Annotated in this window: 10 protein-coding genes and 1 pseudogene; all 11 read right to left on the bottom strand. The window is 38.3% G+C overall.

Translation table 11 applies throughout. The features are described 5' to 3' along the window. Positions 1–68: 68 nt before the first annotated feature. The 11 genes and pseudogenes from AAC033_RS17270 to AAC033_RS17220 all read right to left on the bottom strand — a co-directional run bounded on the left by AAC033_RS17270 (position 69) and on the right by AAC033_RS17220 (position 8,823). Complete coding sequence (locus AAC033_RS17270; protein ID WP_299204822.1) at positions 69–536, bottom strand: DinB family protein; 468 nt, start codon at positions 534–536, stop codon at positions 69–71. A 144-nt stretch (positions 537–680) separates the two neighbouring features. After that, a complete protein-coding gene (locus tag AAC033_RS17265) occupies positions 681–1,328 on the bottom strand; it encodes a hypothetical protein (RefSeq protein WP_339740424.1) in 648 nt (215 codons plus the stop codon). Between the two features lie 76 nt (positions 1,329–1,404). Further along, positions 1,405–2,100, bottom strand: coding sequence for a DJ-1/PfpI family protein (locus AAC033_RS17260; protein WP_339740422.1), 696 nt, complete (start codon positions 2,098–2,100; stop codon positions 1,405–1,407). A 33-nt stretch (positions 2,101–2,133) separates the two neighbouring features. Then, positions 2,134–3,057: an NAD(P)-dependent alcohol dehydrogenase gene (locus tag AAC033_RS17255; protein WP_339740420.1), complete on the bottom strand. Its 924-nt coding sequence runs from the start codon at positions 3,055–3,057 to the stop codon at positions 2,134–2,136. Positions 3,058–3,120: 63 nt separating this feature from the next. After that, entirely contained in the window at positions 3,121–4,149 is a 1,029-nt protein-coding gene (locus AAC033_RS17250; protein WP_339740419.1) for an alpha/beta hydrolase, read from the bottom strand. 2 nt (positions 4,150–4,151) lie between these two features. Further along, positions 4,152–4,796, bottom strand: coding sequence for a hypothetical protein (locus AAC033_RS17245; protein ID WP_339740417.1), 645 nt, complete (start codon positions 4,794–4,796; stop codon positions 4,152–4,154). Then, complete coding sequence (locus AAC033_RS17240; protein WP_339740415.1) at positions 4,768–5,730, bottom strand: heavy metal-binding domain-containing protein; 963 nt, start codon at positions 5,728–5,730, stop codon at positions 4,768–4,770. Before AAC033_RS17240 ends, AAC033_RS17245 begins: the two co-directional genes overlap by 29 nt. Before the next feature lie 23 nt (positions 5,731–5,753). After that, a complete protein-coding gene (locus AAC033_RS17235) occupies positions 5,754–6,464 on the bottom strand; it encodes a MauE/DoxX family redox-associated membrane protein (protein WP_339740412.1) in 711 nt (236 codons plus the stop codon). Between the two features lie 81 nt (positions 6,465–6,545). Further along, positions 6,546–7,064, bottom strand: a complete 519-nt coding sequence (locus AAC033_RS17230; RefSeq protein ID WP_339740410.1) for an AraC family transcriptional regulator — start codon at positions 7,062–7,064, stop codon at positions 6,546–6,548. A gap of 221 nt (positions 7,065–7,285) precedes the next feature. Further along, a pseudogene (locus tag AAC033_RS17225) lies at positions 7,286–8,074 on the bottom strand (alpha/beta fold hydrolase). A 188-nt stretch (positions 8,075–8,262) separates the two neighbouring features. Beyond that, positions 8,263–8,823 (bottom strand): cyclic nucleotide-binding domain-containing protein, encoded by a 561-nt coding sequence (locus AAC033_RS17220; protein ID WP_339740408.1) that lies wholly within the window; start codon positions 8,821–8,823, stop codon positions 8,263–8,265. Positions 8,824–8,933: the final 110 nt, after the last annotated feature.

Raw genomic sequence — 8,933 nt, 5'->3', positions numbered from 1 at the left:
CCGAGTGGATTCGGACGTAGTCGAATCCGCCGTAATTGCGGTTATACATTGTTGGCTGTAGTGTTTTTTCAATCCCATATTTTTGGTCTATCAATTTTCATTGCTCTTAAATACGACAAAAATTGTCCTGCGTGAACTGATTCGTGATATCCAATCCGCAATAAATATTTTCCAAGTATTTTCTTTTCTCCGTTCCCTGGATGAATGATTTCGGTTTCGTTTAATTCCGTATCCGAAAATTGCCATACACTTTCTATAAATGTTTTTCTATAAGGTTCGGCAAATTCAAGTTCATCAGTAACATTAATGAATGGTCGGTTTTCCCAAGGTGTTTTATAATTTGTCATATCACCTTGATTAATAATAAGATTCCATCCATAATCAGCCTCCAAAACGTGTCTTATCATTTCTGACGCACTCATTGCTTTTTCGTCAGGTTTCCAATTATAATATTTCTCGGGTAGTCCATTCCAAAGTTTTATACTTCTTCTCCTTATTTCTGTAAAATTTAAAATTATAAGTTCAGATTGGGTCATTTTCTTTATTTTCGGAAATGTCGTTTTACATTACAGCCAACGGTCTGGTGTATGATTAGTTGCGGACTTTTCCAACGGAAAATGTCCGCTTGGTTATAAAGATAATTGATTGCAGTGATTTCCCTGTGGGAAATCCAACCGCAATTAATTATATACCGTGTTGGCATCTTTTATTAATTTCTTAAAGGTCTGGGCATAAAGTTTGTTCGAGTTTTTCAATTTCTCTGCTTTTTCTGGAGAACAAGTCCATTCCGCTGATTTTACTCTTGAAAAATCCGCCAACTCGGATTTGAAACATTCTCTAATCGTTTTGACATATTCCCACAGAAAATCCAATTCCAATTCAATCCCTGTATATATTTCTGAGTCAAATTTTTTATATGTTGGTAGCGGCTTAATTTTTTTTATTGCTCCGTAGTCAAAATGCCATGACATTAAGCTCGGATATACCTTACTTTCCAAAATTGGTAGTTCCCCTTCGTTTCCCGAACCAATAGGATGAAGCCCATCTTTATCATCACTTAAGAAAACCATGATTTTTTGTCCAACAAAATAGTCCGACCATCTCACCGCGCAAGTCCAGTCCTCAAATTTATTAATGGTAATGACCTTGTCCTTTGAAGTAAGACTTCTACCGACCATTAATTCAAACACATTTTCGTCCACACAAATTATTTCTCCAGATGCAATTTTGTCCGCTCTATGAATCAGAGAAATAAAGTCAATAGGCACAAAATCCGCCTTTGCTACACTTATGGAAAAGAAACTTAGTATGGCGAATAGTTTTTTCATAATTGATGCCAACGATTTGGCTATGCGCAGTGTCCCGAAGGGCATTGCGTATAGGTGTTGTTAGCTGCAGGCATTTCTATTTCATGTCTTTTAAGACGTTGTAGCTCTTAATCATCTCCCATAGTGATAGGTTTTTGATTGCGTCTTTCTTGAGTATCTTTTCTGCTTGTTCGATGATATCACTTTCTGCTGTTGAATAATTCCCGGATTGAAACATCGGTTTTGGATCGTACTCTATTATCAATTGAGCAGCTTTTGCATCCTTTTCACCCTTTAATATACTCGCTAGGTATAAGGCCATATCAATTCCAGCTGAAACACCTGCTGAACTAATAAACTTACCATCTTCTACAATTCGTTCTCTCGTTGGGATTGCTCCAAACTGTGATAACATGTTTATTGGTTTCCAATGAGAAGTTGCTTTCTTTCCTTGTAACAGTTCAGTTGCGCTTAAAATGATAGAGCCTGTGCAAACAGTCACAGTTTTAAGAGTGGTTTCGTTTATCTTCTTTATCCAGTTCAACACTCTTTTATCTTTCATCTCCCGAACGAAACTAACAGTAGATCCTGGAATTAATAAAATATCAGCTTTTTGAATTTCATCAATTTCGTATTTGGCGTTGAGATGAACGAATTGGCTATCAGCTGTTATTTCTTCTTTTTTCTTTGCTACAAACTTGATGTTTACACCCCTTAAGTTTCTCAGTATTTCATAAGGACCGATGGCATCTAGCATCGTCATTCCGTTGTAGATGTATATTACAATTTCCATGGTTTATTTATTCTTAATTGATGGAATCAGTACTTAGTGTTTTGCTACTTCGATTAACACATTTCCTCTTTTTCGACCTTTGTCGGCATATTCGTGAGCTTCAACGATATCAGACATGGGAAAGATTTTGTCGATAAAGGGTTTGAGCTTTCCATCGTCAGCCAGTTGGCATAATTCCTCCATATGCTCCTGACGAGGATTGGTTAGAGCCTCAACAGTTATAAAACGACCGTCATTTTTAAGAATGTTTACCGCTTTTGATTTTGTGGTTTTTCCAACGGCATCAAAAACGATATCAAATTTTTGATCGAGCAAAGAATAGTCTTGACTCTTATAGTCAATTGAAGTATCGGCTCCCAGAGATTTTACCATGTCAAAATTGGAAATACTACATACAGCAGTTACTTTGGCGTCATTTGCCTTAGCTATTTGAATGGCATGGCTTCCTACGCTTCCTGAGGCACCATAAATAAGAATGTCTTGCCCCTTACTTAGTTTGGCCTTTTGAAGCAGAAATAAGGCTGTCATTCCGCCAACGGGCAAGGCAGCGGCCTGATTGAAATCTAGAGTTTTTGGTTTTAGTGCTAACACACCTTTCTTTCTATTTTCAGGAATACATAGATATTCGACATAGGAGCCTGTGGGTAGCATTGTTGGGGTGCCTACAACTTCATCACCTACTTTGAACTTGGTGACATCTTGACCAACAGCTTCAATAATTCCAGAAAATTCATGACCCAATATTTCCTTTTTCGGCTTGAATAGACCATAAATCAGTCTAACAAAAAGCCAGGCGATTCCTGGAAAATCCGAGCTGCGCAATCGGGCATCACCTGATGTAACCGTAGTTGCAAGAATTTTTACTAACACTTCATTGCTTTTTGGCATTGGTTTTTCAATATCCACCAAATTCAAAACACTTGGTGGGCCATATTTTTTATGAGTAACTGCTTTCATTATTTCTCACTAATTTATCCTCTGCATCTCAAAAGTGAAATGTGGGTGTGTGTTTATTATTTTTTATAGTCCATTCATAAACTCACGAAAAGTCTGAATGAATAAATCTTGTTCTTCCATGTATCCTTCATGGGCACTATTTTCAAGAATTACCATTTGTTTTTCTTGAAAATCGGGTCCTCCGATGCTGTTATATGCGTCAAATCCCATCTCGATGGTATTTACTCCATCGTGTCTTCCCCAAATTACAATAGAAGGAATTTTGATTCGTTCCATGTCTTTGCTAAGGTTTAACTCGAGGATATTGAATCGTTTGGCTAAGTATTGACCATTGAAAAAGATGGCTAATGAAAGGTATGAATTCATTGAACCCATTGCTCCAACTTCAGGCCCTTGAACCTCTTGGTCAGGATTTAATCGATAGGCATTGGTATTTGACAAATACGCATCGTACTTGAAATAGTTTTCTTTGACAGTCATGTCTGGAATGGTTGCGCACCAATCACGAGCATCTGTCCAATATTCCACTTCTATACCATTATCAATTTGTTGTTGAGCATAGTTTTTTACAAAAACTACTGACTTGGGCAACCCTTCAACCAGATTATGTCCACTACTCATACAGATAAATCCATCCACTTTTTCTTGATAATTGCCCGTACTTAAATAGGCGCTACCCAAAGCGCCTCCCCAGCTTATTCCATAGAATACAATTCTTGGATTATCATAACGCAACTTAATGGTTTCGATGACCAGGTCAAGATCATCTACAAATTGTTCAACAGTGAATGTGCTAGGATCAGGATTTCCCATAGAAAGTCCAGACCCTCTTTGATCCCAATATGCAAAAGCATAGTCTGTTTCCAATTCCTGTGAAACAGGCATAAAAGAAGGAAGTGTTGCATTTCCGCCAGGACCTCCGTGAAGAAATAAAATGAAGGTTTTTGATTCAATGTTTCCTTTTACATAGACAGGCATTTCCGCGCCTGCATTTCTTACAAAAAAATGATCTCCTTCAAAAAAGCTCTCTTTTTCACATGAAGAAAATGTAATTAAAATGATGGATGCGATAGCTAAGAATTTATTTTTCATAATTATTTGAATTTATAAGTCATACCGAGCTTTGCAGCGACATGTGGCAGAAAAATGTGGTTAAAAGATGATTGCATATAAACTTCAGGACCAAAGTGAACTGTCCATTGCTGATTACCTTTTCGGGTAGCGTCCCAACCGAGTAAAAATGATGCGTTGGGCATGAAATGAGGATGCCCCCAATTGCGCGCTTTTTCAACACCACCGTCAGATGCCCATTGATAAATTGTACCTGCAGCAAAGGAGTGCATGTAGCCAATACCTGCATTGATATCAACGAAAACTGCACCAACATTAAAACGAGACCCTAAAGATGACTTTAGAAAAAGCGAGGTGTTGTTCCAACGGTGAAAGTAACCGCCAAGGTCGTTATTCCAATGGATGGTAAGCCAGTTGTTTTTTGAGATGGTGTACTCCAATCCTGCACTGATGCCTGGATGCAGAGCTAATTCTCCGAAGTATTCTACCTTAACTGCTAATTTATCTTCGAATTTGGCGCTCGATTCGCTGTTGTTTTGCGCCATAGCAGATAGGGAACTAAAGAGTATAATCAAGAATACGATAAGTGATGTCTTCATTTTATTTTGATTTCGTTCATTGCGTGAATCAATGAACATTTTAATGACTATGAGGATTTCCGCTATCATGACGATGATTTTCAATGGTCTCTGATCCTTCTATCACATCTACTGTAAAGTCAGCAGTGTGCACATCGCCTTCCAGTTGAAACTGTACCCACATTCTGTAAATTCCAGGCTTTTCAAAATGCGTTTCTCCATGAATCGGTACGTGCTCGTTGGACCCAGGATGCACATGAAGCATTTCCTTGTCTTCTTTGCCAATGATCACAACATGGGCTATTGCGCCTAAGTATGGTTCAATGTCATCAGTTGTGATGTTATTCCCATTCTTTTCAATTCGAATACCAAGATGTTGTGGTCTATTGGTTTGGAAATCGTTGCCATTGATTAGGGTTACGGTGTAACCATCAACTTGCGAAACCCATTTGTTTTCAATGTCGTCTTCAATGGCATGATCACTTCCAATTACCTTAATCACCTGCTTGTGAACCCTTCCTGCACTTCCACGAGGTTTAAAATCGGCATACACATAGAAATTTCCACCGTGAGGAAAAATTTCTGAAACCGCATGGCTTCCATTTGCTTGTTCTTTGGGATGAATGTGATCAAACCAAGTTAGGTCCTCGTCAACTATTAGCATATGAATTTGCTTTTCGTGCACTATATCCAATGATGCTGTCTTTCCATCTTTCAGAATGGAGGTGTTAAGTTTCGCTTCTTTACCCGCTTCAAGAGTTAAAGGTTCAGTAGCAAATTTCACTTCGATGTTTTCTGGCGTTTCACTTGCTATAAGCTGCAATTTCATTCCACATTTTGAGCATTTATCCCCTGTTTCTCCTGTGACTTCGGGATGCATGGTGCAGGCATATATGCTGTCTGCCTGATGCTCAATTGTTTGTTCCGTCAATGTTGATTCTTGTTGTGAGTTATCGCAAGAGGTGGTAAATAAGCTCATTACTGCAGCGCACACTGCGATTGATTGTTTTACTATACGTTTCATATTGGTTGGTTTTTTAAAAAAAATTAGATGATAAATAACATGGTGATGCTCATGGCGATCATTAGGCCATCCTCAATGATGGTAACAGTGCTCATTGGTAAATTGAAAATCGCTCCAAGGCAAGCACATTGAATTTGCTTTTTATTCAGTACGGTTTGAAAAACGCCTATGATGCTGGCGGACATTACCACACCGGTTGTTAGATTAGTGATGAAAGGATTGAAATCAACCAGATAGGCCACACCCAACACCAATTCAACGAAGGCATACACATAAGCCCATGCAGGAAATTTTCGCGCTACCACATCATACATCACATAGCTTTCTGCAAATGCTTTCAGGTTCAACATTTTGAAAAATGAAAACACCAAGAAGAATCCTGCCATGAAGTGTCGCATCCATTGCATTGCATCAAATTGATTATTGCTGGCTTGCAACAAAATCGTTATACCCGAGATGTAGATGAAGATGATAAGAATGGGTTTATAGGTCGAAAACCATGATTTGGTTTGCTCCACTGCTTCACTGTGATGGATAGGAGAGATTTTATACTTGCTTTCTAATGCATTTTGAAGCTCAGACAATGCAACGTGTTTGTCCATTGTAACCGTGGCTGAATTGTCTGCTTTTGAAACTTCAACAGCCGTCACATTATTTACCAGGAGCAAAGCAGATTTTACTTTTGCTTCGCAACTTGTACAAGTCATTCCGCTTATTTGATATTTGTGTACCATTGGTTTAAAATTTTGTTGGCACAAATATCAGAAGGGATAGTTACGAGGGTGTTACATCATTTTAGGAAAGAGTTACAAGATTTATATATCTTCAATTTGTCTGCGCTTCTTTTCTTTCAGTTGTTTAAAGTAGCTCGGAGAGAATCCGGTTACTTTTTTAAACTGATTACTCAAATGAGCAACACTGCTGTAGTTCAGTAGAAAGGCAATTTCGTTCAATGTCATTTCATCATACATCAAAAGCTCTTTTACCTTTTCAATTTTTTGATTGATGAAGTACTTTTCAATGGTAATTCCCTCAACCTCAGAAAATAGCTTGCTCAAGCTTCCATAGTCTTGCAAGAGATGTTCAGTGAGATAATCAGACAAATTAGTTTTGATCTGGTTGTTCTTGTTTTGAACAATGTCGATGATCAGGTTCTTGATTTTATCAATTGTCCTGCTTTTCTTATCGTCAATGATGCTAAAGCCTATGGATTCTAGGTTGAGTTGCAAGTCTTGGATCAGATGTTCTATGTCTGACTCTAGAATTACAACTTCTCCCAATTCCACCTCTATCGGATGAAGCCCCAATTTTTCCAATTCGGATTTCACTACCATCTTGCAACGATTGCAAACCATATTTTTAATGTAGAGTTTCACAGTAGGTAAGTGGTTGGTCTGTTCAGAGGGTATTGCATCTGGGTAAAAGTACAATTCGAGTTATAAACATACAAGTGCATTGAAAAACCTCCTTCAATGCACCTGTACGTGTGTTTTCTTATTTTCCTTTTCAAAGTATAGGGAAAACAAATGTTATCACGATGGTGATGATGCTTGACCTATTCCATCATGAAAGCTTGAATTGCTTGAATGGACTCCTGTGTTGCCTCTTCCTGCACAAAATGACCACATTCAAGTTGTTGCGTTTTGGCTTGTGGAAGTCGCTCTTGCCATTTCTCCAAATTGTCAATGGTAATGAATTTGTCTTCAGTACCCCAAATGATCAACCATTCTTTGTTGGCTAGCTTGTGCAGTTGTTCCCATTGGCTTTGATACCAATCTGATGAACCCACCAGTGCTTTTGCAAGATCGAGCAATGGAATTCTTGAGTGTTTATCTGGAAAAGGAAGAATGTATTGCTGGTGAATCTTCTTTGTTAGATTTTTCTTGTTGGTAAAGCCTTTTTTCAAAAGAACTCTAGGCGAAAAATTAAGGTTTAAATACATGAATCGTCCAAGCTTGCTATTCACAATGTTGTCTATTTTTTAAGCGTCTTTCCTATGTTCAGTAGCCCAAAGCCAAGTGTTGAATAGAACAACTCTCTTTATTCTTTCAGAATTTTGAATGCCCGCGGCCAAACCTATGGGTCCGCCAAAGTCATGCACCACTAAAGTGACGTCTTTAAGGTCAAGTTTGTTGATGAATTCACTGAGGTTTTGTGCATGCCATTCTGGGGTTGCAGCAACGGAGTCTCGTTTTTGTGACAAACCAAAGCCCATATGATCAATGGCGATGCATCGATAATCTTTTGACAATTCTTTGATCATGTCTCTGTATAAGAATGACCAAGTAGGCGTGCCGTGAATGAAAAGTAGAATCTCTCCCTTTCCTTCATCTACATAGTGCATGTTTCCTGCCTCTAGACGCAGAAATTTGGTTTCAAATGGATATTGAGTGGTGTCTACCCATGATTGGGAAAATGATGTTGTGTTCATGATGATTAAGATTAAAATATTGAGTACCTGTTTCATTGTTTTTTAATTTGAAACAAAGGTCAGGTGGCTAAAACATTTGGGTTTTGGTATAAACCAAGTTTTTAAATCTTAATCGAGTTGAAGAGTTTGCTGAAATTTGTAGAATCGATGCGCAAGTATGAAGCCAAGTCTTTGTGTGTTACCAAGCTAAACAGGTGAGGACTTCTTTGGGCGAAGGATGTAAAACGCTGATTGATGTCAAATGCCATCAACTCATAATGGCGTTGCACCATACCAATAAGAATGAATTCTGTTGCTTTTCTAAACAATGTCTCTATCTCGCGGTGTTGGTGCATCATTTGCTGATGCTTTTCAAAAGAAATACGCAAGAAAACACTCTCGGTGATGGTCTCTAAAAAATACTTTGATGGCGTTTGGGTTAGAAACGATTCTGGAATCCCACTGAGCGATGGAGGATAGGTAAACGCGATTACGTGCTGTTTGTCCTCGTTGAGGTAATACGATTTTTGAATTCCTTCCAACACAAAATACAAGTAACGCTCTGTTTCGCCTGGCGCAGTCATGATGGTTTTTTTCGGAGCCTTGTATTCGGTCCACTCAGAAAGGTAGGCGTCAAGTGTATCTTGGTCTATTGAATGTATTTTATTGAGAAACTCTTTCAAATTTTTCAGCTTGCAGCTAACGTTCAAGCTATGAGTAGTGCGGAGACAAGGAAATCTTTTTGTTTCCGTCTACGCACGTAGCAAAAGCTTTTTGTTTTGTTTTATTTTTT

The organism is uncultured Sunxiuqinia sp. (assembly GCF_963974515.1).
In the GTDB taxonomy this organism is placed as follows: domain Bacteria; phylum Bacteroidota; class Bacteroidia; order Bacteroidales; family Prolixibacteraceae; genus Sunxiuqinia.
Note: the sequence above shows the minus strand (reverse complement) of the source record. Positions and strands in the feature narration are given on the sequence as shown.

Bases quoted from the DNA above. Each gene is read 5' to 3' on its own strand.
- AAC033_RS17270 (WP_299204822.1), bottom strand. From the start codon at position 536: ATGACCCAATCTGAACTTATAATTTTAAATTTTACAGAAATAAGGAGA.
- AAC033_RS17265 (WP_339740424.1), bottom strand. From the start codon at position 1,328: ATGAAAAAACTATTCGCCATACTAAGTTTCTTTTCCATAAGTGTAGCA.
- AAC033_RS17260 (WP_339740422.1), bottom strand. From the start codon at position 2,100: ATGGAAATTGTAATATACATCTACAACGGAATGACGATGCTAGATGCC.
- AAC033_RS17255 (WP_339740420.1), bottom strand. From the start codon at position 3,057: ATGAAAGCAGTTACTCATAAAAAATATGGCCCACCAAGTGTTTTGAAT.
- AAC033_RS17250 (WP_339740419.1), bottom strand. From the start codon at position 4,149: ATGAAAAATAAATTCTTAGCTATCGCATCCATCATTTTAATTACATTT.
- AAC033_RS17245 (WP_339740417.1), bottom strand. From the start codon at position 4,796: ATGATAGCGGAAATCCTCATAGTCATTAAAATGTTCATTGATTCACGC.
- AAC033_RS17240 (WP_339740415.1), bottom strand. From the start codon at position 5,730: ATGAAACGTATAGTAAAACAATCAATCGCAGTGTGCGCTGCAGTAATG.
- AAC033_RS17235 (WP_339740412.1), bottom strand. From the start codon at position 6,464: ATGGTACACAAATATCAAATAAGCGGAATGACTTGTACAAGTTGCGAA.
- AAC033_RS17230 (WP_339740410.1), bottom strand. From the start codon at position 7,064: ATGGTAGTGAAATCCGAATTGGAAAAATTGGGGCTTCATCCGATAGAG.